Below are 26,192 nucleotides of genomic sequence, written 5' to 3'. Positions count from 1 at the left end.
TAAATCCAGCAAATCAACCTGGCACACCGCATGCGTTATAAGGAGCGGTTGGTATTATATGAATGTTGGAATATATCAGGCAATAAATGGCATGCTCAATCAGTGGGAGCATCAAAATACCGTAAGCGCTAATCTTTCTCGCAGCGCTATTCCTGGAGCTCGTGCTGAAATTCAAACCTTTGGTTCCATGTTGAATCATAACAGTCAATTACAGGATCCTGATAAGGGAACATTAGGTCTTCACGAAAAACATTATGATTTTTCTCAGGGTCCATTACAGAAAAGTGATAGCCCTTACCATTTAGCGATCGAAGGTCGCGCATTTTTCAGTGTTCTTGAACCAGAAGGACAAACAAGCTTTACACGTAACGGACAATTCGTGCGAGGGACCGATACCTTATTACGCACAACCGACGGTGCTATGTTGCTTGATGTATTTGGAGCAACTATAAGTATTCCTGACGGCGGGGAATTTGTCGTTTCAAGAGAGGGAATGATCCAGGTAGATGGGCAAAATTACGGGCAAATAGGAACGGCATATTTTCAAGATCCCAGCCAACAACTTGCACTTAGTAAATTTGGCCGGTTCGAGGCTAAAGGAGATCAAGAGCCCGTACCGGGACTCGCCGTAGGCGACACACTTTCACAATACACACTTGAGGGTAGCAACATCAAACCCGTGGAAGAGATGATCCATATGATTCAGCTCACGAGAGCCTTTGAAGCAAATCAAAAGGTTGTGAAGGAAAGCGATAGGTTAACCGAGGAGTTGCTTCGCATAGCAAATCCATAGGTAGAAGAAAGATAAAACTATGATAAGAGCACTTTGGGCCTCAGCAAATGGCATGACAGGACAACAGACCAACGTTGACATCATTGCCAATAACTTAGCTAACGTAAACACCTCTGGCTTTAAAGCCAAGAGTCTTCAATTTGAGGACTTGATGTACCAAACGGAGCGGGCTCCGGGAGGCACTTTAGCAGATGGATCAAACACACCTACGGGGTTACAAGTAGGTTATGGGTCGCGTCCAATCGCATCCGTAACATCATTTAGTCCTGGAGATTTAAAAAGCACGGGTGCTCCTCTTGATGTTGCTATCGAGGGAAAAGGCTTCTTTCGGGTCACCTTACCGGATGGAACATTCGGTTATACACGTGACGGGCAGTTCACCTTAAATGCTGAGGGCCTAATGGTTACTACCACTGGTTATCAGCTAGATGGTGTAGGACAAATCGATACAAACGCGACAGACGTATCCATTGGCAAAAGCGGCAGTCTTTCAGTTGTGGTAGATGGGGCCATTCAAGCGCTTGCTCCTATTACACTTGCCACATTCCCTAACCCAGAAGGGCTACGTTCTGCGGGTAATAATCTGTTCCTCGAGACAGAAGCTTCCGGAGCTGCAACAACAGGCATTACTCCGGGCGAGCAGGGCACTGGCACGATAGCTCAGGGATTCCTAGAGGGGTCAAATGTACGAGTCGTGGAAGAGATGGTGCGACTGATTCAGGCACAGCGAGCCTATGAAATCAATTCCAAATCCATCCAATCCTCGGATGAGATGCTTAGTCTAGTCAACAGCTTGAAACGTTAATGAGAATCGACAACACAAAGAGTAACCAAGCAGTTAAGACCATAGATTTCAGTGTCTATGATCTACCACTACCCAATCCCTTCTGCACGTTGCTCTCGAGTCTCACTCAATTTCTTTCCGTGTGCCAAAAAGCAAAGCGAGTCGACAAGCCCTTCCTGAATATTCTATTCATTTCCATGCTACTGATAAGTCCTTTTAGAGGAACTTTGACGGGCCAAACACTCATTCTGCATGAGAAAGTTTCTGTAAAGGGTGAGGACCTACAGCTGGGCCAACTGCTCCAGCAGGCACGCGGAATAGATCCGAAAATTCTCAAGATGCGCATAGGGGAAACCCCACCAATCGGTAATAAAAGAAAATGGACACGTGGCATGGTAGATAAATTTCTTAAGAAACATTACCACGGCACTATTGCTTGGGACGGAGATGGACCCAAAGCATGCATAGTAGATCGGCCAGGGCGTTGGGTGGAGGAAAAAACGGTGCTATTGATGATTGAGAAATCACTACGTCGCCTCACCAAGGGTGAGGGGAAAGCAAGTGTCGAAGAGTTAAATCAATTCCAGTCTTTTGCTATACCAGCGGGCCCCTCAGATATTGTAGTAGACCTTCCTTCTTCAACACTCTCGAACCCATGGGCAGTAGCAACGATTCATTTTGAAGAAGATGGAGATAGAGTAATTACCAAAAATATTCGCTTTCGCTGGTCCTGGGTCAGACCAGCATGGCGGTCCAATGATTCGGCCAAATCCGGAGCCTATCTAAATGCTTCGAAGTTTGAGGCCATCATGGTAGATGTGCTCAAGGAATCCAGAGATCTTTACTTGGATGGGCAATTCCCCATAGATATGCAACTAACGCGCTCAATATCACCAGGAAGTCTTTTAACCAGGAGCCAGTTCCGCCCGCGTGTTCTTATCCGGCAAGGAGATCCGGTAGTCGTTCACTACCGCGATGGAGGTGTGAAAATCTCGATCTCTGCTGTTGCCATGAGGGATGGAGCGCGGAACGAAATCATTCCTGCCCGAAATAATAAATCCCGGAAATTATTATCTGTCCGGGTGATAGACGAAAGGAACGTTGCCTATGCCAACTAAGCCAATCATACATCACAAGCTCGGTATTGGAACTACCTTAGTCGTTGGTCTCGTGATCGTTGGGTTAACCAGCACAGGAAATGCTTCGGGCGGAATTGGCTCCTTATGGCCTTCTACCAAGACCATGTATCAGTCGATCTATGCGGATGACAAGGCATCCACAGTAGGGGATTTAATCACCATCGTCATTGACTTGAGCACGGTTGCTACCAAAGATCAAAGCACCACCACAGAAAAAGATACTTCGCTTAACGAGGGAATCACGAATCTTCTATTCCCTCCAGGCGGTGATTGGGATTGGTATACTTATGATGGAAATACCCCTACTTTTTCATGGAACTCATCTCGTTCACACGAGGGGTCTGGATCGATCGCCAACAGCGAAACTCTTCAAACAACCATCCAAGCACGCATTATTGAAATAGCCCCGAATGGCACCATGCGAATTGAAGCACGCAGAGGCTATGAGACAGGCAAAGAGCACAGTGAGTTGGTGCTTACAGGCTTTATTCGTCAGTCAGACCTTACTGCAACCAATACGATCTCCTCTGCAAACATTGCAGAAATGCAGATTTTACAAAAAGGCACAGGCACTATTTCAAGACAACAGAAAAAAGGATGGCTTACCAAGTTTTATGAGTTCCTTAGTCCATTTTAAAGGCGCTATGAAGCAAACTGCATCTGTCTCTAGCAAAGCAGTGGCAGTTGCTTTGCTATTGCTACTGCCCTTCTTTGCTTTAGGCCAATCTCGAATTAAGGATTTAGCGCATGTGCAAGGTGCGCGGGAAAATCAATTGATTGGTTATGGGTTGGTCGTTGGTCTGGATGGCAAGGGAGACTCAGACCCATTGCTTACACGCCAGACGGTTTCTAACTTACTCAAAAAATTTGGTATGACCATCACGGCACCAGATATCAAAGCCAAAAATGCTGCAGTGGTCATGATCACCGCCAATGTTTCAGCTTTTGCTCGCAATGGGTCTAAAATAGATGTGCAGGTTTCGTCGTTGGCAGATGCTAAATCTTTACAGGGGGGAACCCTTCTTCAAACACCGCTCATGGGGGCTGATGGAACGGTCTACGCCGTTGCTCAAGGCAGTGTCTCCGTGGGAGGTTTTTTAGAAGGTGTTGGGGGGCCAGGCGGAGCTACTGCTAAGAAGAATCACCCTACAAATGCACGTATACCAGGAGGCGCCATCGTAGAGCGCGAAATACCCGCAGAGCTATTTGTGGAAGGGGTGTTAGAAATCACAGTGCGTGAACCAGATTTCACCACTGCAGTGCGCATGGCCAATGCTATCAATCAGCAGATTGCGAAATTAGCCTATGCGGTGAACAGCAGCACTGTTCGAGTCTATGTGCCAAAACAATTTCAGGCGGAACACAAGCATATTGATTTTGTTGCCCGCATAGAAAACGTGATGTTTCGGCCGGATGCTCCAGCGCGTATTGTCATCAATGAAAAGACCGGAACGATTGTGGCAAACTCTAAGATTCGCATTCATAGCGTAGCGGTAGCACATGGCAATCTCACGGTTTCTATAGCCAGGACTCAAAATGTATCCCAACCCAATGCCTTCACTGGAAATGTTCTAGGTGATATTTCCGCGGGTGCCGGAGGTGCTGGTGGCACTGCCGCGCAAGGGGTTGTAGGGGCTGCTGAAACACCTTTGATTATTAATAACCGAGTTGTTTATGAAAATCAGTTCGGCCAACAGGTTCAGCTTGATCAAAACCAAATACCACCACCAGGCTTTGAAGTCAAAATGGTTCCTGGCACGAGCCAAGAAGGAGTTCCTGCCAATGGAGCAGGAGGAGGCGATGTTAACGTGACAACAGGGGCTCAAACAGTTGTAACGGATAGTACGACCACCAATGTCGTTGAGGAAAAAGCAAACTTTCTCGTCTTTGAGGATTTGCCAACCGTAGAAGAGGTTGCTACTGCACTGAATAGCCTAGGAGTAACTCCAAGAGATATGATGGCCATATTCCAATCCATGAAAACGGCAGGCGCCTTGCAAGCAGAATTAATACTCCAATGAAAATTGATCCTACAATATCTAGCATAGCCATGAATAAATCTCCCGAACAGGAGGCTATTACTCGTGATATCAAGCTAAAAGATGCGACTAAAAAATTAGAAGGTGTCTTTGCTTCTTTTATGCTTCAAGAGTTATCCAATAGCCTGGCAAAGCAAAATGGATCCATGCCAGGCGGAAGTATCTATAGCGACTTTTATAGCCAAATTCTCAGCAAGAAAATTACTGAAGGAAAAGGTTTAGGACTGGCAGAAATTCTCTACCAGTCCATGAGCGATATGAAGCGCGCTGGCGCCGGCGTTTTGCCCATTGAACCGGAAGTTAAGGTCCCATTTAGTCCAACACTCGAATCATCATCTAGAACAAACAAAGAAGAGCCCTCTATGAAGCTTGGAGACAATCTATCATGAATACAGAAACGCAAACAGAAGATCCAATCCTAGACGCATTCAATGCCCTAGAAACAACTATTGATGAACTCATAGGCTGTCAGAAAGAAGAGCAGGAATCTATCCTCTCAAGAAATCCTAATCACTTGCCTATCATTACAAGTCAAATCGACAAGCATTACATGCGTCTTGAACAGTTGCTAAGAGCAATTAACCAAGCATCTCCAGCAACGCCCGAAGCCAAAGACGACCCATATCTCCCACAAAGAAAAGCTTGTCGAAGTAAAATGGAGTTACTTCAAGAAATTGCACTGCAGAACCACCTTCTGTTGGAAAATAGTCTTCAATACTTACAAGCAATCTTTGGGGAAGTTTTAGGAAACAACGACAACATTGTTTATAACCAATTAGGAATCTCACCTTCTGGGTTTGCGCCATCTGGATCGTTACTAAATGTAGAAATTTAATAAGTGCGAAAGAATATTAATCAGGAGTAATTATGTCTGGAATGGGATTAAATGCCTCACTGCAAATGGCTGCAAACTCGCTAAGCGTGTCTCGAGTGAATATGGAAGTAACCGGGCATAACTTGGCAAATGTAAATACACCAAATGCAGCACGCCAACGCGCTCAAGTTCAACAGGATGTTTCCATTCCTTTAGGCAACGGTCAGCAAGGGATGGGCGCTTATGTTGTAGGTATTCAGGCTCTTCGATCCAGTTTTCTTGATGATATGGTAACCCGCCAAAATTCTCTTTTCCATTTATATGAGTCGAGGGAGCAGGGCGCGCTCCTTATTCAAGATGCATTAGGTGAATCGCTTTCAACTTCTGAGACAACTATAACTGAGGGGATTAGCTCTGCTACAGGACTACAGGAAAGCTTGAATAAATTTTGGGATGCTTGGCAAGACTTAGCTACAGACCCTAGTTCGACTATCAAACGCAGTGAAGTTCTTTCAAGAGCCAACAACCTAGCTTTAGATATTCAGTCTACTTACGATAGGGTGCTCGATGTCAAAGCGGGGATGTTTGAACAGGCTTCCAGCGTAACTTCCCAAATTAATAGCTACGCAACCGAAATAGCCGAGTTGAACCAACAAATCTCACGCGTTGAAATCAATACTCTATCTACAGCCAATGATTTGCGTGACCGCAGACAGGAACTTGTCGAGCGGATGGCCGATCTAGTCAATATTGATGTCACCACCAACGGCACCAATAGCGCTATGATTGATATCGAGTTGACCGACGCAAATGGCAGTGGAAACGATATTATTCTAGTTAATGGAACAGATGGGGCGGGAGCTGGCGGCACACATGCATTATCAGTGACAAACGCCTTTAGCAAGGCAACTAATACGGTGTTAGCCATAAGTGCTTTATCTGCAACCGGCACAGATTATACCCCCGTAGGAGCGGCAGAATTGCCAACCGAAGGAGAGTTAGGCGCCCTATTGATTACTGCCAATAGTGACATTGGCTCCCAAACTACGGTTCCTGGCACTCAACCCGCTAGCTCAGCGCCACTCAGCAATAAGCTACATTACCTAGCAGGGCAACTTATTTCTCTAGTTAATGCTCAGCATACAACAGGATATGATCTAGATGGAACTATAGGAGGAAACTTTTTTACGGCTGGAGGGACTGCTGCCAATATCGCCGTTGCCATTACGGATACAGATGACATAGCTGCAGCAGGAGCTTCCGGTGGCGCATCATTAGGCGTTTTAAGTGGAGATGAGGCTCAGGACATTGCGAACTTGAGGGATAATGCCACACTTGGAGAATTCTATAGGTCATCTGTAGGGGATGTCGCCATCATTGCTCAACAAGCTCAAAATAATTATTACTCTCAGGAGCTAATCTCACAACAACTTAATAATCAACGTGAGGCCATCTCAGGTATATCCATAGACGAAGAAATGACCAACCTGATTGCCTACCAGCGTTCCTTCGAAGCATCCGCACGTTTTATGTCCACCATAGATCAGATGATGTTAGCAGTTATAGGAATTGGAGCATAGTAATTAGAAGATGAGTTTAATCTTAGAATATTAAAGGATAGATTGGAGCATATACCATGCGTGTTACAAGTAACTTATACCCGGAAGTTTTTAAGAGTCAGCTAAACAATCTTAAGGAACGTCAGCTTATATTTCAGAATCAAATATCTACGGGTATTCGGGTGTTAAAACCATCGGATGATCCAGTGGATTATAGACTTTCACAGCAAATAGCAGCAGATCAAGCAACCAGGCTAGGGTATCTCAAAACAACGACGGAAGCGCGCGCCTTGGTAAACGCCAATTATCAAGCTATGACAGACTTGCAGCGAGCGCTGAGTCGTTTAAGCGAACTTTCCATTAGGGGTAATGATGCATTAGATTCATCCGCGTTACAATCAATCGGTCAAGAAGCAGCTTCCATCGTTGAGCAGGTGGTCACTATAGCGAATCGCCGACATGATGATAATTATCTATTTGGCGGCACGGGCGATGTCCCGGCAATAGATACTTCAGGTGCTCCCAATTACGTATTTAACGCAGCAGCTACTGCTAATGTAACCCAGGCAAAAATCAGTGACGGCAACCCCGTAAACACTGGGATTGTAGCTGGTGAAGCATCTAATGACAATCCACCCACTACGCTGACAACCTCTGGCTTTTTAGCAAATTCTGCGGTGAATACGATGTTTGTCATTCAGGACATTCGGGACACGCTGACTGCCGGCAACCCGGTGACGAGTGCACAGATATCAAACCTTAATGAAGCTCTTGAACTCACTTCAGAATTTGTAGGCGTGACTGCCGCACAACTCGCTACCTTGGATTTAAATGAAAGCGCTCTAGAAGAAAGTGTCCGGTCTGGAGCGGAAAGGATTAGCGAACATACCAGTGCAAATCTCACTGACGCCGCTACGGAATTAAATAGAACCCAACTTCATTATGAAGCTGCTTTACAATCTGGTGCAAGAATCCTTAATATAACATTACTAGATTTCGTATAATGATTGATGCAGACGCCAAAGCCGCCATTCCTGAGCAGGAGATACTGGATAAACAGATAGAGTTTCCCAACGGACTACCAGGTTTCCCCTCCTCTACCCGTTTCATTTTATCACAAGCGGAAGGTGAAGCACCTTTCGCCTGGATGAGGGATATCGACGATCCTGATCTTGCCTTCGCCGTTATTGAGGCTTATCACCTAGTCCCTGACTATACTATAGAAATCGACGACGAAGAATTGTCGGTGATCAATTCTCCATCAGCCAAACACTGCGCAATTATTTTGATTCTACGAATAGAAATAGATGAACCGAATCATACCCTTATTATCCATGCAAATTTACGTGCTCCGATCTTGATTAATACCATTGACCACAAGGGCTCACAGTTTATGCTACCAGAAGAATCACCTTACTCGGAGAGTACAGTGTTTAAGTTCCAAGTAGGTTCTAAAGAATAAATATTAAAAGGTAAGGAAACCGCCCGTGCTCGTACTATCTCGGAAAGCTGGAGAGTCAGTCAAAGTCGCTGATAACATAGAAATTGTAGTTGTCTCTGTTTATGGGCAACGAGTCAGGTTAGGGATTAAAGCCCCGAAGGAAGTACGCATATTAAGGGCTGAATTTGACCCTTCGACCATTAAGGCTAATAAAGATTCTGCAGTAAAGTCTACCCCGCAAAGCGAAGGTTTGTTAGCCAAAGCCGCACAAGCTACTCGATCCCCTAAATAACCCTCCATTACAGCTTCTTAGAAGAACATCATATAAGGACTACGGGCTTATTATTGGGCCCGTCATTTTTAGATCGAGAGTATGAGGGAAATGAGAATTCTTTGACTCGAATGATGTCATAGAACCTCCTAGACGTATCACCTTGTGGGTCCTGTATCCTCACAATATCAGGATTGGAACCCCGCGCACTCGTTTATATGAGTAACGTTAGGCCATATGATTGATCAGTCTTTGTCGACTCTCATTTTCTTGTAGCTGAAGCTTTTGAGCCTCTTGTTCAACTTGTTTTAGATATTTCGGGTTTTAGGGAAACTGCTTCGATTATTTGCCGATATGAGATAAGCAGAAAGATTCGCTTTGAAGCTGTAACGGTTTAAATGTGGTATGAAGGCCCTAATTATAGAACCCTCTAGTTTATTTCAACAAGTGCTGCAAGCATGCTTTGAGGAAACGAATATCCGAACAGTAGCATGCACGAATGGAAAGTCTGCACTCAATACTTTAAAGAAAGCACACTTTGATCTTATTTGCAGTGCCTATTGTCTTGATGACATGGACGGAGCAGAACTATGCAAAGAACTGCGTGAGAATCGCGTAGAGCAGACCCCCTTAATTCTGCTAACATCAGAGGATAACACTGCTAGGTTGCAAGCTTCTTTGGCTAGGGATACGGCAGAAATATTTGGTAAATCCGACCTCGGGCGTTTAAAGACTTACCTAGAAGCCGTGGCAGGGAAAACCGAAGCGCTATATTGGCAATCAGGTCAAGTACTACTCTTTCGGAAAAGCAATGATACCAAGGGCCTATCAGAAATGTTCCATTTATTAGGTTTGGAGGTTGAGCATGTGTTAGACACAGGATGCGCGCAGGAACTTTTAGAATTGAATCCCGAAAAATATAATCTGTTGATGATAGATCTTGGTTTTGGAGAAAAAGCAAATGGGCTAACGTTGATGCGTAATCTTCGTCAGCATAGGAATGCTCATCTATTTCGGCTTCCCATTCTCACCATAGCATCCCTAGATGATATGGGCTCTGCTATTGAAGCACTCAGAGAAGGAGCTAATGATTATCTACCACAGCCCTTTTATGAACGAGAAGTAATTCTTCGTGTTCGGAACCTCATAGAAAATAAAAATTTGTTGGACAAGGTCCATGCACAACAAAAGAGACTTGAAGAGCTATCCATAGTTGATCCTCTGACACAGCTCTATAATAGACACCATCTGATTTACACACTTCCTTCGATTCTAAATGAAGCACAACGCCATAAAATTCCTGTATCCCTCTTTGTCATGGATTTGGATCACTTTAAAGCAATTAACGATACGCACGGTCACGTGACTGGAGACATGGCGTTAATATCTGCAGCTCAGTTGCTAAAAGATCATATCAGGGACTGTGATATAGCTGCACGTTTTGGAGGCGAAGAATTTGTAGCAGTTCTAAAGCACTGTGAAGGTGACGACGCATTAGAAAAGGTGGAAAAAATCCGCCTATTACTTGAGGCTTTAAGGCCTGAAGACATTCTAGTGACAGCCAGCTTTGGAGTAACTTGTTTGACTCCTGGAGAAAGTGCTACATTTAATGAGCTCTTTGAAGTGGCAGACCAAGCATTATATCAGGCAAAGGAGAGTGGGAGAAACCAGGTCCGCTATTTACCCTTCTCAAGGAAATAAGATCTTCAGAAAAGCCTAAGCCATGTTCTTTTGCAAACCTGTTAGAGCTTTAGCGTCTCCTGTTATGCGGTCCGGGCTTATATGTATTAGGGGTGGTCCGGTAAATGATACGCCCCTTGCTCAAATCATAGGGGGACATTTCCATCTTCACTCGATCACCAACTCCTAAGCGGATAAAGTTTTTGCGCATTTTCCCGGAGATATGAGCTAGAATCTCATGGCCGTTCTCGAGCTCTACTCGAAAAGTTGTTCCCTTCATGACTGCCTTAACAGTACCTTCTACTTCTATCGTTTCTCCTGCCACAATATCTATAATTCCTTAATGCTTGTACTAAAAATGAGGTCGGAGGTTAACAAAAGGATAAATGAAAAGCTAATCCTTTTTTCATACCCAGATACTTTGCCAGGCCTTACCCATAGAGTCTATGACATCACTAGCTAATAAGGTTATCGATCTATTTTTTAACATGGCATGATCAGCAGAGGCTCCATGCCACCAGACACCTAATCTGGCCGCTTTACAAGGGTCATATTTTTGAGCACATAGTCCCCCTATGATCCCTGATAGCGTGTCCCCCATTCCTGCCGTAGCCATGGCAAAGTTGCCAGTCGCGTTGTAAGAAATTTCTCGACGTGGACCAATCACAAGGGTGTTAGGTCCTTTTAAAACAAGGGTTACATCCTTCATTCCTTCTAATAAATGGAGCCACTCTGGTATAGCCTGGCCTCTTTCTGTAAAATTTTTGCCTAAGAGTCGCTGCATTTCCCCCATATGCGGTGTTAAAACGACTGGCGCTTGCGCTTCTTTTAGTAGGTCAACGTTTTCTGCTAGTAAGTTTAAAGCATCCGCATCCAGCAATATGGGGCATTGGGCTTTCTTTAAGACCATCTCGAGCCAGCATAAAGCCTGAGCTGATCTACCCATGCCTGGACCACAAACAATGGCATCCATAGATAAAATACTATCAGGCAATAGTTCCCCCGAAACACCCTGTGTTATAACTTCAGGTGTCTGCACTGCTACTAGGTCTATAATCTCTTCCGGAACAAAGGCATGCACCAAACCGGAACCACTTCTTAATCCTGCTCGAGCAGCTAAAACAATTGCTCCTGACATGCCTAAGCATCCGCCGACAATTGCTAATCGCCCTTGACGGTTTTTGTAGGTGGCGGCGTGCGGAAGACTGATGATTCTACGCGTTTCTTGTTTATCAAAAAAACAGGCTTCCTCTTTCTGTGGACAGGGCGTCTGCAATGAAATGGGAATAGCGTGCAATTGTCCGACCGCCACGCGGGCATTATCCTCGAGCGCACCTTTTTTGATAGCGCCTATCATGCAAGTATGATCTGCCAAGAAGGCGGTAGGATAGACTTTCCCCTCATCAGCATCTAAGCCAGACGGAATATCTACACTGACATGGATATCTGTCGGTTTTTTTCGCTTGCTGGCCCAGCGAATGATTTCGGCGGTCACTCCCCGCGGAGCACCTTTGACTCCTAAGCCTAATAATGCATCAACAACAATCACAGGTCTATCTTGGTAGATAGCCTCCAATCCTCTTTCAGGCCAGACCATTGCCTTAGCAGCCATTGTACCAACAGGCCCTTGTTCCAGTTCAGGGAGTATAGACGAGGAATCGGCTCGAATGGCTGCTACATGCTTACCTTCTTGCTCTAGCAGCCAAGCGAGCCATAAACCATCATTCCCATTATTGCCTTTGCCACATAAAAACAACCAAGGTAAAGCATCAGGCAACCAATGATTCAGGACCTGATGCATGCCTGTAACTGCCTCTTCCATCAAGGAGGAAACCGTTGCCTCTTGAGCAAGCGCTAGCTGCTCCCACTCTTGCATAGACCTGACAGATATTACCTTCATTATAGTTGTTAAATGAGTAGATCGAGCATATCACTAACGGCAGTTTTGAAACCTACGGAAAGCGCCCTTGATACGATAGAGTGGCCAATGTTTAGAGTGTCTAAATCATGCATTGCAACGATTGGAGCGATGTTCTGGTAATTTAAACCATGCCCGGCATTCACTTGCAATCCTAGCGCTTTAGCTTGAACCGTTGCTTCTTTTAGAAGATAAAGCTGTGACTCTCGCTCATCTGCGCCAAGGGCATTTGCATAGGCGCCCGTGTGGAGTTCAATGCATTTGGCTGTTGTCTTCGCCGAGGCTTCTATCTGTGCCTGATCTGGGTCTATAAACAAACTCACTAGCATATCCTGCTCCTGGAGTTTTTTCACCGCGTTAGCGACACGGTTAAATTGCCCAAGCACATCTAACCCTCCCTCGGTTGTAACCTCCTTGCGATTTTCCGGAACTAGGCAAATCTCATGGGGCCTTATTTGGAGGGCAATGTCAACCATCTCATTCGTCACGGCCATTTCAAGGTTTAAAATGCCACTAACCTCTCTGCGTAAGGCCCAAACATCTGCATCTTGAATATGGCGACGATCCTCCCGCAAATGAGCAGTAATACTATGTGCGCCTGCCTCTAGACTTAATTTTGCGGCCTCTACTGGGCTTGGCTCCGGGACAAGACCCTTATGGTTTCCGTCTTTGTAACGCGCCTGTCTTACCGTAGCGACATGATCAATATTTACCCCTAATTTCAACATGGTATATAATTATTCCTTCAGACTTTAAGCCTTCAAGTCTAATTCTTGAAAGATATCCTCGAGAAGCTAAATCCATTTTCCGCTTCTTTCTTTTTGACCCAAAGCTCAGTCTGCTTAAGTTAACAAAAGTGGAAGCACATTTACAGAAGGTTCAAGAACACGCTAGAAAGAAGCTTAAAAAAGCAAAAGACAGCTCTCATGCAGATGCCATCGAAATTTATAAAAAATTCCTAAAAATAGAATCTCACAGGCTTCTGCTTCTACACAAACAAAGCAAGAGCGGTTTAGACGTTGCTAGAAAGCGCTCAAATCTTATGAGCATACTGCTCAAAATTATATTTGAGAACGCTATGGATAAGGCTGCTACTAAATTCGAAGTGCGTTCACAAGATATTCCCATTGCTCTTATAGCAATTGGAGGCTTTGGCCGTGGGGAATTAAATCCCTATAGCGACATCGATATCCATTTTTTATACAACCGTTTTAGGAAAAAAACCCGTATACAAAATTATATCACAGACGTGGTAGAACAAGTTCTGTATCTGCTGTGGGACATTGGTTTGAAAGTTGGTCATGCTAGTCGCACACTAGAAGAATTAGTTAACCAAGCAAATAGCGACATGCAGACGCTTACCTCACTATTAGAAGCACGGTTGTTAGCAGGGTCAGAAGTGCTCTTTCAGGAATTTGAGCGCCGTTATGAGCGCCTATGTCTTAAGGGCAAGGAGAATAAATATCTTCAGTGGAGAATTCAGGATCAAAAGGAGCGCCATGCCAAATTTGATAACACACCATTTCTTCAAGAGCCGAATACTAAAAATGGTTGTGGCGGGCTTCGCGATTATCAAAATCTACTATGGATGGCCCGAGTTAAAACCGGCACTAATTGCTCTGTCAAGGAGCTCCATAAGATGGGTTTTATAACCCTAACCGAACGTAAGACTCTGCAAGCAGCCTATGATTTTGTGATGCGTATCCGCACGCAGATTCATATTATTGAAGGCCGTGCATCGGATGTTCTCACGCTTCCATTGCAGGGTATTGTCGCCAAGAAGCTTCATTATAATGAGCGACATATTCTACGAAAAGTCGAGGCACTAATGCGTGACTACTACCAGCATACGAGAAATCTATTTTATAGTTCAAACCTCTTGGCCAGAAGACTAGCAGGTCAGCCTCCTAAAGGGATCGAGCAGGCGCTTTTATCGCTCATTCCCGGAAGTGTTCGAAAGCTAGAGGACATAGGCCCCTTCTACATAGAACAGCATGAACTCCATGCGAAGTCAGCAGACATCTTTCGTGAAGATCCTTCTAGACTTCTGCAGGCGTTTCAGATCATTCAGCATCACAATTATGAGCTAGGCGCAGAGTTGCAGCAATTGATTACAGAGCAGGCAAAACTCTTCAATCGTCGAATACTATATAAGGCAAGCACTCAAGAAACTTTTCTCAATATCCTCGGCAATAAGGGCAAGGTTGGCAGAATCCTTAAACTCATGCATAGAACTGGCATGCTCGCAAAAGTTGTTCCTGAATTTGCTCCCTTAACGTGCTTAGTTCAACATGAGTTTTACCATCTCTATACAGCTGATGAACACACCTTAGTTGCTATAGAGCAACTAGACAAAGTCATTGGAAGCGCTGACCGCCCCTTTTCAGATTATCAGTCACTTTTTGTTAAGACTGCTTACCCGAACATTCTTTACCTAGCCATTTTATTACATGATACTGGAAAAGCTTCACTTGCAAAAAATCATTCTGAGGCGAGCGCACAAAATGCTATTCGCCTAGCTCGACGCTATAAAATCAATGGCTCAACGCTTAAGACTCTCACCTTTTTAGTAGATCATCACGGAACCTTATCTGAAACAGCTCAACGGAGAAATCTAGATGATCACCAAACTATTTTGGACTTTGCACGCATAGTGCAAACTCAAGAACGACTTGATCTTTTGATGCTCCTCACCTTCTCAGACGGCATGGGTGTCCGTGGAGAGCAGGAGTGGTCGAATTGGAAGGAAACACTCGTTTGGCATTTATACAAACGAACTTCTCAAATGTTAGAGGGTGAAAATGAATTCATTGAAAAGGCTGCTCTGCATCGAGCTAAAGTTAGAACTCGTATAAGAGATCATGTGCCAAAGTCCATTAATGATGGAGAATTACTCTCCCACTTTTATCTTATACCAGATACAGCTTTAAATCACGCGAACCCGAAGACAATCGCGCGGCATATCCAGGGCGTTCACACTTTCATCGAGCGCTTTCTTAATAGTGATAAAGACTTGCTGCGGCCTGAAATTTTATGGACACCACGCCCCCACCAAGGACATACAGAAGTAATTTTGGTTGCCTGGAATACTCCAAGGCTATTTTCAAGAATTTCAGGAGCTTTAGCAATCGCAGGCCTCGATATCCTATCAGCTGATATTCTTACAAGACAGGATGAAGTAGTAATCGACACCTTTAGCGTATGCACCGACCAGAAACAAGCGGTTACGCATGCTATTGACTTTAAAAATTTTGAAGAAACCGTAACGGCTATTCTAGCTAATCCGGAGTACGCTATAGATGAACCTATTCAAAAAGCTCGCAACAAGGCAAGCTATAAGCGCCCGGACGGCTTACTCATTGCAACAAAGATTGATATTGATAACTACACTTCAGAAAAGTATTCCCTCCTAAACATACAAACACCTAACCATGTTGGCTTACTCTATGAGATAACCAAAACACTGGCAGACTATGAGCTGGATATTGAACACGCCCGCGTTATGACATATAAAGGAGCTGCGTTAGACACCTTCTACCTAACTCACAAAGGGACTAGCAAGAAAATTCTAAACTCCAAAATGAAACAAAATATCATCCAAGATTTGACGAGGAATTTAAGCCCAACAAAAGGCCCTACCATTCATGTCTAGCCACGTCGGCCCTTTAGAGCTAAAAGTCTTAGGTCAGCCTCAGAAACTCCTGGAGCTGATCGTTAAAAACGGCGTGCGCATCACAAAGGCCTCCTCTGGATCAATCATGTTGCTAAATCCCAATACAGGTTTGTTAGATATAGAAGCCTCTGTGGGCCTTTCAGAAAAAGCGCAAAGAATGAAGCTACAACAAGGCGAGGGAATAACTGGCTGGGTGGCAAATACAGGTCGTCCTTGCCTTGTCAATGATGTAAGGAAAGATAGACGTTATGTCCAAGTCAACCCCTCAGTTCGTTCGGAATTGGCAGTGCCACTAGAGCTAAGTGGGCAAGTTGTTGGCATTCTAAATATTGATAGCGACAAGCGAGATGCTTTTCATAAGGAAGATAAGAAGCATCTCATTCAATTAGCCAAAGAAGCGGCGGCCTGGCTTCAACATTCCTGGGAAGTCCATCAATTACGCATAAGAGCGCAACAGCTTGAAAGCTTGGTAGACATGAGCCAGACCATCATTTCAGAAGATGCTTTGGAAGAAACCTTAAATCGAATTGCTCAAGATGCCGCCGTATTAATGCGAGCACGACTTGCCTCTATCATGCTTATCGACGAAGATAGCGAAATGCTAGTGCTGAAGGCTTGTCATGGCGCGCCAGCCTCATATCTAGAGCGCCCTAATCTTTCTGTTAGAGATTCGCTAGTAGGCGTTGTGATTCACCACAAGAAACATCTAACTGTTCTGAATGTGCAAGACAATCAACACTATCAACATACCGAATTAGCACGCAGAGAGGGTTTAGTGTCCTTGCTATCTGTTCCCTTAGTTTTTCACGATCAAGCTTTAGGGGTATTGTCTGTCTACACTGACCACTTGCACCGCTTCTCCAACGAAGAAATTCGCCTTCTATCTGCCATGGCTGAGTTATCTGCTATAGCTATAGCAAAAGCTAAACTACTGGAAAAAATCGTAAAAGACGAAGAACAGCTTAAAGCCTCAGAGCGTCTCTCTGCGCTAGGTTGGCTAGCTGCAGAAATAGCTCACGAGATACGAAACCCACTTACGGTAATCCAGATGCTTTTTCACACTATGGTTCATGGCGGAGGTATCAGTGAAGGGTATCAAAGAGATGCTTCATTGATAGAGGGCAAAATGAAGCACATGAACAAAATTTTGGATCAAGTATTAGCTTTTGCTCGTTCATCAGAACCTGATTATGAAGCTCTCAATCCTGTCTCGATGATTGAGGATGTTGCACTCCTCGTTCGGCATAAACTTGGCGGGCAAAAAATAAAAATTAAACTTAAACTTAAGGAGACGAAACAAGATTTCTACGGGGATAGAGCACAGCTTGAGCAGGCCATATTGAATCTTGTTTTAAATGCCGCACATGCTATGCCCAAGGGGGGCACACTAACGCTCGGTGTAAAAGACAAGAAAATTGATAAGCGCCCATACATTGCCATCACTGTTAAGGATACCGGACCTGGCATTCCAAAGGAGATCCAAGAAGATCTCTTCCAACCTTTCCTGAGTCACAGGAAGGGCGGTACTGGACTAGGCCTCGCTCTAGTGCACAAGACTATACAGAATCATGGAGGCAAGATTTCTATATCCAGCAAAAAAGATAAGGGGACCATTTTTGAACTTGTGCTACCGGCAGATGTGGTTCCCGACATGGCTCAAAATCACAACTCTCCATTTAGGCCCCCTAAATAATAAATACCTATGTGAGTCATATTAGTAAGTTTATGTCTAGGTTAATGTTTGTAGCAAATATGAGTAATAAAATTTGTTCGATTGCATGCAGCAATTTATGAAACTTTTTTTGATAACACTAACCATAGTCTAGCAATTCAAGACCGTGCTGGCCTGGCAAATTAGAGCGATGATTGTCTTCTAATATGAAAGTGCACGACACTCAAAGCTCTCTTTAACCCGAATGATACCATAGAGAGTTAAAGATTGTTACATCATGCGGTTTGAACCCGGATAATGGCAACGAAACCCTACTTATTTTGATAACACGTTAGCGCATGAGGAAGACGAACCTAATAAGTAGGCATATTGGGGTCAATATCTTCAGCCCAAGCGTCTATGCCTCCTTCCAAGGCATGCAATTTTTTGAACCCTGCTTGTTGTAAAGTTCTGAATGCTTTTTCAGTACGCTGCTCTCCCTTGCAGTAAATAACTGTTTGATTGGCGGTGTCGAGTTCATGGATACGATTTTGCAACTCGCCGAGTGGAATAAGTGTGCTTTCTGGTATATGAGCAATCTCATATTCGTGTGTTTCACGTACATCTAAAACTACCAGGTTCTTATCTTCATTTTTCATTTCCACAAGTTCTTGCGGAGAAACTTCAGGGACCGCGAGGAGTTTCTGGGCTGGTGCATCTACAGGTGCAGTGCCGCAGAAAATATTGTAGTCAATCAATTCCTTAATCGTTGGATTATCCCCACAAATGGGACACTTAGGATCCTTGCGAAGCTTCATTTCACGAAACTTCATCTTTAGCGCATCAAAAACCATTAGCCTGCCAATCATGGGGTCTCCGATACCCACAATGAGTTTGATTGTTTCAATCGCTTGCAAGACTCCTATAACCCCTGGAAGAACTCCTAGAACTCCTCCTTCTGCGCAAGAAGGGACTAATCCAGGTGGAGGAGGGTCTGGATAAAGACAGCGATAACAGGGACCTTTTTCTCCCCAAAAAACAGTAACTTGTCCATCAAATCGGTAGATAGAACCATAGACATTTGGCTTACCCAGCAAGACACAGGCGTCATTAACTAAATAACGAGTTGCAAAATTATCTGTGCCATCAAGGATGACATCGTAATCCTTACCAATTTCTAACGCATTGTCTGATCTAAATGAGGTTTCATAAGGGGTAATGTTCACGTGAGGGTTGATGTCCTTCATCATTTCGATAGCTGAAGAGACCTTAGATTTCCCTACATTGGATGTTTTGTGAATAATCTGCCTTTGTAGATTGCTAGTGTCTACAACATCAAAATCGCATAAGCCAATATGCCCGACACCAGCGGCTGTGAGATAGGCTAAAAGCGGCGACCCTAGGCCACCAGTCCCAACCACTAAGACTTTAGATGCCTTAAGCTTCTTCTGTCCTTGAAGAGTCACTTCAGGCATGATGAGGTGTCTACTATATCGCTTTACCTCTTCATTAGTCAGACTCGCTTCTGTTGAGCGGGACTCGATATCTGTAATAAAACTCATATGGGGATAGATAGGGTACGGGATTTATTGTGAAGGTCAAATCCGATCTCAGATGTTCAGTATAAGAAGATGGAGAATTTAAACGGGTCGAACGATAATTCGGCTACCTTCTACCTTAATAACTTTAACATCTATGTCCTTGTCGATAAGAGAACCTTCCGTAATAACGTCGCAACGCTTACCATTGATTTGAGCCATTCCGGAGGGATGTAATGGCGTAAGGGTAATGCCGGTTAGCCCTTCTAGTATTTCGGTCTTATTAGGGCTAGCCGTTTTAGGCTGATTAGGGAGGATAAACTTTTTGCCGAAGCTCGTCTTAGGAAAATATTTGGCCCACAAGAAGAAAAAAGCAAAGCCAAAGATGATTTCACCAACCAAGATAACAGTTCCTACGGAAGGCCCATATTCTTTGTACCCTAAAATAGTTGCTATGATGAGGCAGACAACTCCACAAACCCCAGCAATCATTCCAGGCAAGAAAATCTCTACAATAATGAGGCAAACACCACAGATAATCAAGCCAACGATCAGTTCCATATTTAGTAGTCTAATCTAATATTACTAGGCCATTTCAACAACAACTTTGTTGCCCTTAATCGAAGTGATCTTAACTTTTGTTCCCGATGGGATAAAGTCACCTTCGGTAATCACATCCACAGGGCCATCTCCAAAATCCACAGTGCCACTTGGGCGCAAGTAGCTGTTGGCCGTACCTTTATTTCCAATCTCAAGCATGTTAACACTTTTCGTAATCGGCATTTCTGTAGATCCAGATAGAACCAGTGCGTTATACATTGGTGTTTTCGGCAAGATACGGGCAAAAAGCCACATGGCAATAAGTGAAAGAACCATCGATATACTGAGGTTAGTAATCGGCATTTCTAACTGAGGCATAGTAGGTATGACCGGATCACCAGGATAAGAATCAATCATCGCCCTTAACAAGGAGATGATAATAAGTCCCACTCCCGCTAGACCAAAGACTAAGCTGCCAGGAAAAACAAAGATCTCCACGGCGATTAAGGCTAGTCCTAAAGCAAATAGCACGATACCCAGAGAAAAGTCAGCCTCAATTGTGACCCCAGCTATGTAATGCCCAAAGAAAAAGACCAACGCACACAGTATGGCACTAATGCCAAAAATTCCGAAACCAGGGCTCTTAAATTCTATGTATCCTAAAATGAAGGCTGCTGTCATGAGAAACGGGGCGATCATAACAATGAAGCGGGCTACTTGCTCAAATCTTGTTGGTTCAATGGTCACAACGGTTGCCTCTGGGATGCCAATCTTTTCAATCAAAGCATCTAAAGAATCAATCTCTGTAGCAATAAGCGGTTTGCCATCATATAATTTGCTGGCCTCTTTAGTAGTAAGAGTAAGTATATCTCCCTTTGAAACTAGTTCTTCACCATTGATAACCAGTTCTTTTTCTTTATTAACCATGGCATCAAAAACCTCAACCCGATGACCATTTTTCTCTGCCGCCACTCTTACTTGAGCAGCAAAAGCACTCACAAACTTAGAAGGTAATTCTTGTGGACCTTCTTGACCCATAATAACCGGTGCTGCGGCTCCAATAATGGATCCTGGCGTCATGTAAATATGCCGGGTAGATGCAGAGATAAAGGCTCCAGCAGAAAAAGCTTCTTTGTCTACCAGGGTGTATGTTTGAGAGTCAGGATCAAATTTCTCGATAGACTCCATAATTTCCTTCATCGCTTGGCCCTCTCCACCAGGAGTTTCCATGTGTAATATGAGGGCATCTGCTTCAGCCGCTAGAGCCTCTTTGACCGCCCTTTTTACTACATAAGTCATGGCTTTCTGAATTTCATCCCGAATAGGAATTACATAGATAAGCGCAGCCTTTTCCGACACTTCGGGAGTCCCCACTGACTCACTTGGCTCCTCCGAGAAAGCGGGACGATACAAAAAGCTAAAAATGACAACGACGGCAGCAAACTGGACGAGACGTCTTGGATTAAAATAGCGATTAGGCCGATTCATTACATCTAATATCTTATGCCAGATCTCTAAGTCGGCAAGAGGTATTGATCATGAATGGTGCGCGCTGTAGGGTTTGAACCTACGACCCTCTGGGTGTAAACCAGATGCTCTACCGCTGAGCTAAGCGCGCATCTCTACAAGAGCGCAGTACGGTAATAACCTTCATCGACAAGCGCAAGTGCATTTTTTGGGCAGAGCTACTAAGGGTTAATTTTTAGTAATTCTATCTCAAATACTAGGGTAGCATTCGGTCCAATCCGCGGAGGTGAACCTAGCCCACCGTAGCCGAGTTTGTGAGGCACATAGATTTTCCACTTGTCTCCTTCCACCATTCTAGTGAGAGCTTCTTTCCAGCCTTTAATAACACCACTTAGCTTAATAATAGCCGGTCGACCAAGCGTGGTGCGGTCAAAGGTTGTGCCATCCAACAAGGTGCCACGATAGTTAATGGCGACACGATCTGATTTTCTTGGAGACTTAGTACCTTCGCCCCGATTCAGAACTTCGTATTGTAAGCCGCTGGATGTGACCTTTACTTCTTTTCGCTTAACATTTTCTTCTAAAAAATCTCTGCCTGCCATGAGGTTTTTCGTGGCCTCATTTTGAGCAAATAAATTCGAGCTAAAAAGGATGCCTGCGAAAAAGAACGCTACTAAAGATATCTTCATATACAAACGGCATAGTAGAAGATCACTAGCAGGATTCAAGTCGCATGTTTATCTTAATTTCCCGTTATTTTCCAGGTTAACAGGGTCTATTCATCAATGCTTGAAGCAAAAAAGCCGTTTGATGAAAAAATTTCATAGGAGGGGTACGAGGCAGGGCGACATCCGTTTTTCTAGAATTCGACATGCAACAGACCCGAACTTTTTTTATAGCCTTTGTGAGCTTGAAGAGACTTCCTTCCTACCTCATAGCACCTATCGCTTTCCAATTAAAAACTCCACTGGTATGTCTTTGGTTCTGGCTTTACTCCCTATTGCTCTTTTTCAGTACTGATGAATAACCCCTATCTGAGAAAGAATTTCCTTAATTGGTATAGAAATTATAAAAAGCCGCATAAAAATGAAGAGAGCGAGCAATACCTCAAGAAAAAGGGAAAGTTTATCATTTTAAACTGAAAAATGTCTCATGACATTTATCTAAAATGAGATATTACCCGATATCTTAGATGTATGATTGGCGCATTACATTCTGCAGTCAGTGGGATGCAAGTTGAACGCACACGTTTGAACGTGGCCTCCAACAATATCGCCAATGCCACGACCCCTGGCTTTAGGAGCTCTGATGTCGTATCCGGTGAAGCTGCAAGTAGCGGTTTCGGTGCTCGAATCACTGGTACTCAGAGTAACTTTAACCAAGGGCCTATGCAGATGACTGGAGTCCCTACAGACCTTGCCATTAGTGGTAGAGGATTTTTCACTGTAGAAAAAGGCGATGGAAGTGTTGCCTTTACTCGTGATGGATCTTTTAGCCCAGATGCGGAAGGCACTTTAAAAAATCAAAGCGGGGACACTTTGCTATTAGAGGGAAGAGTCGCGGGTAAATTTCCACCTGACTTAGAGGCATTTACCATTGCCTCTAATGGGCAAATCCGCGGGATCAATACTCAAGGGCAAGAAGTTGTCTTGGGCACCGTTACCCTTGCTATGTTTGCCAATGAAGAAGGCTTACAAAGAGAAGGGGAAGGTCGTTTCACAGAAACTGAGGCTTCTGGACCAGCCTCAGAAGGAGCACCATTAGAAAACGGGCGCGGCAGTCTAGTAAGCGGTGCATTGGAGATGTCCAATGTGGATTATGTCAATGAGTTGGTAGAGTCATTTACGGCTCTGAACAGCTTTGAAGCAAACGTGAAGACTGTGCAAACGGCAAGTGATATGTTGGAAAAGGTAACTTCTCTGTAAGAGGAAGTTCGTACTTGCAAACACAGACCTATGCTTTCTGCTAAGAAGCATAGAGAGGAAAGATCTCGCTGTTTTAACAGAGAGCACTATGCTTCTTATTGCACAGCAGCTTTACACAACACGAAACGGCAGAGGCATGCTAGGAACCCGAGCTATATTTGATGGTAGACTCCAGCACTTGTAGTAGTCCTATGAGCTGGCCTTGTGATTCAGAAGGCAAAGGATTCGGCCGATTGAGAATCTCAGGAGAAGATTGAGACCATTGGTTACCAAGAATAGTTTGAGTGTCTATGCCATTTGTAACGTTCATAGTTCCTTTAAGCAGACTAATCTCTACATCATCTTGATTACGAAAGATTGAAAAAATTCCCTGATTTCCAGACGCTAGAAGATCTCGCATAACAAATTTTAGAGAAGTAGCACTGGGGGTTGGGGGCTGATGCGAGGCAACAATCGAGCCTGTTTTAAGAAACAATAAGAGGTCCATGGCTTTGATTACAGAGTCTACCCCAGATTCTTTTACGATCAGTTCAGAGTTTTGCGAAACACGTATACCTGTAAAATTTGAAAATACTAAATAAGCAACGCCAGATGAACCGGTTTTTAAAGTTGCCCCAGTGGGCAGTTTCTGGCCTTCTGAAATCGGCAAAAATTTTGAGCTTCCCTCAGGCGCGATAGAGACTTCACCATGCACAATGGCCATTGTTGGTGGTGAATCCGGGTGTCTATTTTGTATAAGCGAAGAAATGTCTAATTGGGGCAGCGGAGATTTCTGTGGTTTCAGCATGGACCATTCGGGTCCTTGAATAATGTCTAACCCACTATGGGAAGGCCGTGTAGTGCCCATCTGTAGTTGGTCTATTTCCTGGGTTTTTAAAACACTAAGTCGTGGTGGCTGAGTAATCTGATTTGTCGCTAGCGTGGCAGTAGGAATATCGGTCGCGGAGGGTTGTGTTGAGTGCGGCATGGTTTGTATGCCCTGCTTCGTCTCTCCGGGAGTGGTCCTAGTTGTCTTGCGTACAAGTTCCTGCTCTCGTACTTCTTTTGTTTGGGATCTATTTTCTGACTTGTAGTCGACTTGTAATGGCTTATTCGCTAATACCTCTCCATCTATTTTAACCGTGCCTATGACTCCCGGTTTGAAGATAACCGTATGACGAACCGTGTCCAAGGTGATGGTAAGGACCGCGTCGGCAGAAAGAGAAATCTTCTTTTCTAGTAAACTCAGATCAAATGCTTGGGGACTGTTGGTATCTGAATAGAGAATAATTTTTATCCGGTTTTGGATATCTAACCCATAGCTGATCCTGAAGACTTGTCCTTCAAGAGAAACACGTTCTGAGATAGACCCTTGAGAAACAAACCTAAATTCATCCGCATTTTTAGAAATTATTTTAAGCCTAGCGTCTTCTGTTAATTCAAACTTAATTGCCGCCCAAGAGAACAGTGGTAAAAAAAAAAGCATCAAAGAGCTTACTGCGATTATTTTGCGAATCATTGGAACAAAATCAAACTAACTTATTATATCTTTACACCACCCAATGCCACTGATAGCTCTGGATTTATACAGAGCGATCATTAGATAATGTTTTAAATCGATCTTTGATGAAACTTTTTACAGAGTCGAGGCCTTTTTTAGGCGTTTCTAGTTCTTCTGCCTGAGGCATGACATTACTCGGCAAGTTGTATTCTACTTTATGGACTTCAAAGGTAGTAATAATTTTGGTCAATTCGCGCAGTGCATCTTGCGTGGATCGAGGTCGAGAGTCCGTATCTTTTTCCAGAAACCAATGAATCCAGTTACACAAATCTACGGAAACATCAGGGCATAGTTCGGCAAGGTGTTTGGGGTCTTTATGAAGTTGCGCCTGTATGACATCTTCAAAATTCCGATAAGGGAAGGCGACTCGCCCACAGAGTGCATTATAAAAGACATGACCTACTGCATAAATATCCGTTCGCTCAGATAAAGGTTCAGCGTGGAGCTGCTCAGGTGCAATGAAGTAAATAGACCCCATGATGGATCCGTCGTTTGTTCGGATAGGTGCTTGGTTTCTAATTTGAGCAAGCCCAAAGTCCAACAGCTTAACCTTAAATGGTGAGTTGGCTATGGGTTCTAGCATGATGTTTGCAGGTTTGATATCTAGATGCAGAAGCCCTCTTCGATGCGCCGCTCCTACACCCTCCAAAATTTGGGTAGCTAAGGCAATAAACTCACTAAGGGTTAGTGGGCGCTCCTTAACGATGCTAGACAGCGTTTTACCCTCTACCAGTTCCATGACAATGATGATTTTTCCCTGGTCCCAAGCTAAATCATAGATCTTCAAAATATTGGGATGGCGAAGGCTCGCTAATGTTCTGGCCTCATTAACTGTTGTGTCTGAAGAATACCCAAGTTCTTCACCAGATTGGTGAAGTCTTTTTACAGCCACACGTCTATTCTTAGCTATATCAAGGCATTCAAATACCTCACCCAGCCCTCCTGCTCCCAGCTTACGAACAACCTCGTAACGATTAGCAAGCATACTACCTGGTTCGGGTCCACTCATGCTAATGATCTTCTAGGCCCAGTCATATATAACAAAGCGCTTGGCGTAGGGTTGCACATACTCGTTGACAAATTGTATATGAAAGGGATGCGTTTGGTAGGCATCGGCCTCAACCTGATTGGTAAATGACATAGAAACTGCAACTGAGAAGGAATCGTCGACTACCGCTCTGTCGCTGGGCACGGGAGATCCATAGTCTAGGTTTTGGACCTGGGGGATCTTAGCCAATAGCTTATTTACACCCTCAAGAAGCTTTTCTCGGCCTTCAGTATCGGATTTGTTAATCCAAAAAAGTACGACATGAGTAATCATAAAAGACAAAATATAAATCAGTATTTGTAATTTCTCATCACCAAGCCGCTGTTTACACATTAAGTGCTCAGTAATAGAAAGTCTAGTCAAGGTTGTGAT

The 26,192-nt window shown here is 44.1% G+C and carries 25 protein-coding genes and 1 tRNA gene; 15 read left to right on the top strand and 11 right to left on the bottom strand.

Annotated features, from left to right (window positions below):
* The first annotated feature begins 58 nt into the window (after positions 1-58).
* The 12 genes from AAGA18_01155 (at position 59) to AAGA18_01100 (ending at position 10,541) form a co-directional block, all read left to right on the top strand.
* The gene (locus tag AAGA18_01155; GenBank protein ID MEM9443934.1) at positions 59-793 is read left to right on the top strand and encodes a flagellar hook-basal body complex protein; all 735 of its coding nucleotides are present in this window, start codon (positions 59-61) and stop codon (positions 791-793) included.
* 19 nt (positions 794-812) lie between these two features.
* The gene (flgG, locus tag AAGA18_01150) at positions 813-1,598 is read left to right on the top strand and encodes a flagellar basal-body rod protein FlgG (protein MEM9443933.1); all 786 of its coding nucleotides are present in this window, start codon (positions 813-815) and stop codon (positions 1,596-1,598) included.
* Positions 1,598-2,695, top strand: coding sequence for a flagellar basal body P-ring formation chaperone FlgA (flgA, locus tag AAGA18_01145; GenBank protein ID MEM9443932.1), 1,098 nt, complete (start codon positions 1,598-1,600; stop codon positions 2,693-2,695). Before flgG ends, flgA begins: the two co-directional genes overlap by 1 nt.
* Positions 2,685-3,353 carry a flagellar basal body L-ring protein FlgH gene (locus tag AAGA18_01140; GenBank protein MEM9443931.1) on the top strand — a complete coding sequence of 223 codons (669 nt, stop codon included), beginning with the start codon at positions 2,685-2,687 and terminating at the stop codon, positions 3,351-3,353. The genes flgA and AAGA18_01140 overlap by 11 nt, the downstream gene beginning before the upstream one ends.
* A 7-nt stretch (positions 3,354-3,360) precedes the next feature.
* Positions 3,361-4,737: a flagellar basal body P-ring protein FlgI gene (locus tag AAGA18_01135; GenBank protein MEM9443930.1), complete on the top strand. Its 1,377-nt coding sequence runs from the start codon at positions 3,361-3,363 to the stop codon at positions 4,735-4,737.
* Positions 4,734-5,144, top strand: coding sequence for a hypothetical protein (locus tag AAGA18_01130; protein MEM9443929.1), 411 nt, complete (start codon positions 4,734-4,736; stop codon positions 5,142-5,144). The genes AAGA18_01135 and AAGA18_01130 overlap by 4 nt, the downstream gene beginning before the upstream one ends.
* Positions 5,141-5,590, top strand: coding sequence for a hypothetical protein (locus AAGA18_01125; protein ID MEM9443928.1), 450 nt, complete (start codon positions 5,141-5,143; stop codon positions 5,588-5,590). The genes AAGA18_01130 and AAGA18_01125 overlap by 4 nt, the downstream gene beginning before the upstream one ends.
* A gap of 32 nt (positions 5,591-5,622) precedes the next feature.
* Positions 5,623-7,149 (top strand): flagellar hook-associated protein FlgK, encoded by a 1,527-nt coding sequence (flgK, locus tag AAGA18_01120; GenBank protein MEM9443927.1) that lies wholly within the window; start codon positions 5,623-5,625, stop codon positions 7,147-7,149.
* Positions 7,150-7,205: 56 nt separating this feature from the next.
* On the top strand, positions 7,206-8,132 hold the full coding sequence (locus AAGA18_01115) for a hypothetical protein (GenBank protein MEM9443926.1): 927 nt from the start codon (positions 7,206-7,208) through the stop codon (positions 8,130-8,132).
* Positions 8,132-8,590 carry a flagellar assembly protein FliW gene (locus AAGA18_01110; GenBank protein MEM9443925.1) on the top strand — a complete coding sequence of 153 codons (459 nt, stop codon included), beginning with the start codon at positions 8,132-8,134 and terminating at the stop codon, positions 8,588-8,590. Before AAGA18_01115 ends, AAGA18_01110 begins: the two co-directional genes overlap by 1 nt.
* A 25-nt stretch (positions 8,591-8,615) precedes the next feature.
* Positions 8,616-8,861, top strand: a complete 246-nt coding sequence (csrA, locus tag AAGA18_01105) for a carbon storage regulator CsrA (GenBank protein ID MEM9443924.1) — start codon at positions 8,616-8,618, stop codon at positions 8,859-8,861.
* Between the two features lie 384 nt (positions 8,862-9,245).
* Entirely contained in the window at positions 9,246-10,541 is a 1,296-nt protein-coding gene (locus AAGA18_01100; protein ID MEM9443923.1) for a diguanylate cyclase, read from the top strand.
* 49 nt (positions 10,542-10,590) lie between these two features.
* Here AAGA18_01100 and infA read toward each other — a convergent pair whose 3' ends face one another.
* From infA to AAGA18_01085, 3 genes are all read right to left on the bottom strand, one after another.
* A complete protein-coding gene (gene infA, locus AAGA18_01095) occupies positions 10,591-10,848 on the bottom strand; it encodes a translation initiation factor IF-1 (GenBank protein MEM9443922.1) in 258 nt (85 codons plus the stop codon).
* A 78-nt stretch (positions 10,849-10,926) separates the two neighbouring features.
* A complete protein-coding gene (locus tag AAGA18_01090) occupies positions 10,927-12,420 on the bottom strand; it encodes an NAD(P)H-hydrate dehydratase (protein ID MEM9443921.1) in 1,494 nt (497 codons plus the stop codon).
* Positions 12,421-12,428: 8 nt separating this feature from the next.
* Complete coding sequence (locus tag AAGA18_01085; GenBank protein ID MEM9443920.1) at positions 12,429-13,166, bottom strand: pyridoxine 5'-phosphate synthase; 738 nt, start codon at positions 13,164-13,166, stop codon at positions 12,429-12,431.
* 128 nt (positions 13,167-13,294) lie between these two features.
* Between AAGA18_01085 and glnD the strand changes: the two genes are divergently transcribed.
* Positions 13,295-16,090, top strand: coding sequence for a [protein-PII] uridylyltransferase (gene glnD / locus AAGA18_01080; GenBank protein MEM9443919.1), 2,796 nt, complete (start codon positions 13,295-13,297; stop codon positions 16,088-16,090).
* Complete coding sequence (locus AAGA18_01075) at positions 16,083-17,804, top strand: GAF domain-containing protein (GenBank protein ID MEM9443918.1); 1,722 nt, start codon at positions 16,083-16,085, stop codon at positions 17,802-17,804. Before glnD ends, AAGA18_01075 begins: the two co-directional genes overlap by 8 nt.
* Before the next feature lie 332 nt (positions 17,805-18,136).
* On the opposite strand, the gene moeB is transcribed toward AAGA18_01075, so the two are convergent.
* From moeB to AAGA18_01050, 5 genes are all read right to left on the bottom strand, one after another.
* Positions 18,137-19,324 (bottom strand): molybdopterin-synthase adenylyltransferase MoeB, encoded by a 1,188-nt coding sequence (gene moeB / locus AAGA18_01070; GenBank protein MEM9443917.1) that lies wholly within the window; start codon positions 19,322-19,324, stop codon positions 18,137-18,139.
* Positions 19,325-19,402: 78 nt separating this feature from the next.
* Positions 19,403-19,861 carry an NfeD family protein gene (locus tag AAGA18_01065; GenBank protein MEM9443916.1) on the bottom strand — a complete coding sequence of 153 codons (459 nt, stop codon included), beginning with the start codon at positions 19,859-19,861 and terminating at the stop codon, positions 19,403-19,405.
* 24 nt (positions 19,862-19,885) lie between these two features.
* Entirely contained in the window at positions 19,886-21,328 is a 1,443-nt protein-coding gene (locus AAGA18_01060; GenBank protein MEM9443915.1) for an NfeD family protein, read from the bottom strand.
* A gap of 55 nt (positions 21,329-21,383) precedes the next feature.
* A tRNA-Val gene (locus AAGA18_01055) sits at positions 21,384-21,458 on the bottom strand.
* A gap of 70 nt (positions 21,459-21,528) precedes the next feature.
* A complete protein-coding gene (locus tag AAGA18_01050; GenBank protein MEM9443914.1) occupies positions 21,529-21,996 on the bottom strand; it encodes an FKBP-type peptidyl-prolyl cis-trans isomerase in 468 nt (155 codons plus the stop codon).
* 507 nt (positions 21,997-22,503) lie between these two features.
* Here AAGA18_01050 and AAGA18_01045 point away from each other — a divergent pair.
* Positions 22,504-23,232, top strand: a complete 729-nt coding sequence (locus AAGA18_01045; GenBank protein MEM9443913.1) for a flagellar hook basal-body protein — start codon at positions 22,504-22,506, stop codon at positions 23,230-23,232.
* Between the two features lie 139 nt (positions 23,233-23,371).
* On the opposite strand, the gene AAGA18_01040 is transcribed toward AAGA18_01045, so the two are convergent.
* The 3 genes from AAGA18_01040 to AAGA18_01030 form a co-directional block, all read right to left on the bottom strand.
* The gene (locus tag AAGA18_01040; protein ID MEM9443912.1) at positions 23,372-24,730 is read right to left on the bottom strand and encodes a hypothetical protein; all 1,359 of its coding nucleotides are present in this window, start codon (positions 24,728-24,730) and stop codon (positions 23,372-23,374) included.
* A 64-nt stretch (positions 24,731-24,794) separates the two neighbouring features.
* Positions 24,795-25,781 carry a serine/threonine-protein kinase gene (locus AAGA18_01035; protein ID MEM9443911.1) on the bottom strand — a complete coding sequence of 329 codons (987 nt, stop codon included), beginning with the start codon at positions 25,779-25,781 and terminating at the stop codon, positions 24,795-24,797.
* Between the two features lie 12 nt (positions 25,782-25,793).
* Positions 25,794-26,183, bottom strand: a complete 390-nt coding sequence (locus tag AAGA18_01030) for a Dabb family protein (GenBank protein ID MEM9443910.1) — start codon at positions 26,181-26,183, stop codon at positions 25,794-25,796.
* Positions 26,184-26,192: the final 9 nt, after the last annotated feature.

Source organism: Verrucomicrobiota bacterium (genome assembly GCA_039192515.1).
In the GTDB taxonomy this organism is placed as follows: Bacteria; Verrucomicrobiota; Verrucomicrobiia; order Methylacidiphilales; family JBCCWR01; genus JBCCWR01.
Note: the sequence above shows the minus strand (reverse complement) of the source record. Positions and strands in the feature narration are given on the sequence as shown.